This is a genomic window from Halorubrum sp. GN11_10-6_MGM, from assembly GCF_005435165.1.
GTDB lineage: Archaea > Halobacteriota > Halobacteria > Halobacteriales > Haloferacaceae > Halorubrum.
Genome location: NZ_SGUC01000078.1, coordinates 1 through 1,109, shown reverse-complemented (window position 1 = coordinate 1,109; position 1,109 = coordinate 1). Strand labels below are relative to the sequence as shown.

At 51.0% G+C, this 1,109-nt stretch carries 2 protein-coding genes; both read right to left on the bottom strand.

What is annotated here, in order from left to right; all coding sequences use genetic code 11:
• Positions 1 to 9: 9 nt before the first annotated feature.
• A complete protein-coding gene (locus EXE46_RS17770) occupies positions 10 to 288 on the bottom strand; it encodes a transposase (protein ID WP_394348209.1) in 279 nt (92 codons plus the stop codon).
• A gap of 22 nt (positions 289 to 310) precedes the next feature.
• Complete coding sequence (locus EXE46_RS16140) at positions 311 to 1,063, bottom strand: IS630 family transposase (RefSeq protein ID WP_137689356.1); 753 nt, start codon at positions 1,061 to 1,063, stop codon at positions 311 to 313.
• Between the last annotated feature and the right edge of the window lie 46 nt (positions 1,064 to 1,109).

The following is a 1,109-nucleotide window of genomic DNA, read 5'->3' as shown; positions in this document are numbered from 1 at the left end:
TAGTGATAGTCATAACTTTTGAATAGATAAGAAGCGATCAATCCATGACTTTGCGAAGCTTATCCGATCGGCGTAGTCGTGAAAGATCGAACAGACCAGTTCTCGATACGTTTCAAGATCTGACGCGTCAAGCGGTGAGAGATCGCGTTTTACGCTTTTCCAGATCTGTTCGATCGGGTTGAGATCTGGCGAATACCGCGGCAGTGCTACTCTGTGTAGATCCTGTTCATTTACTATTTTATCGACATACTCGGCAAAGTGAGATGAAAAGTTGTCACAGACGAGTATGATCGGCTGATCTGAGTTCTTCTCACGTATCTTGAGGGAAAAAATCGCCCACAGATTCCTTGCTCAGATCGTCTTTACACGAGACAACACTGGTTCCGTTCAGCGCGTAAAATCCGAAGACTACATCGTCAAAGTTCTCTGTCGGCGTCTCTTTTCTCAAGGTTGGTCGGCCGAAGCTCCACAGCCGCCGGCTGTTGTCTGTTGGACGAGGCCAGGCTTCATCGAGAAACCCGACGACGACACCCCCATCAGTTACTGCGTCGTCGTCAAGATCGTCGAGAGCGGCCTCGAGCCGCTCTTCGAGTTGTTCTTCTGCGTCGTCAGGCCGATCCGGTGATTCTGGTCGTGGGATCGCGTAATTTAGTCCAAGATTATTGAGAAGTCTCGATGTATGTCGCTGAGAATATGAGACATCGAACCCATCTTCGATGAGTTTCTGAACTTGGTGGGTGGTGAGCGGCTGGTGCCGTTTGAGCACCTCTCGAAGCCGCTCGCGTTGGTGCTCGTCAAGTTTTGGAGGACGTCCACCACCAGAATCTGGTCGAAGGCCGTCCACAGCGTCGTCATTCCAGCGATCGACCCAGCGGCTCGCGGTCGGCGTCGTGACGCCGACACGCGTCGCCGCTTCGGTGAGCGTGTCACCGAGATAGATATTTTTGATCAGGCACAACCGCCGGACGAGATAAGGTTCTTCGTCAGATTGAGCTTGATCGATCGCCTCATCGAGTTCCTCTTCACTCAGATGTTCGAGGTGATCTTTCGACGGTCCAGGCATAGTTCGTACTTACACTCTAATATTACAAATTTTTCGGCTATCACTA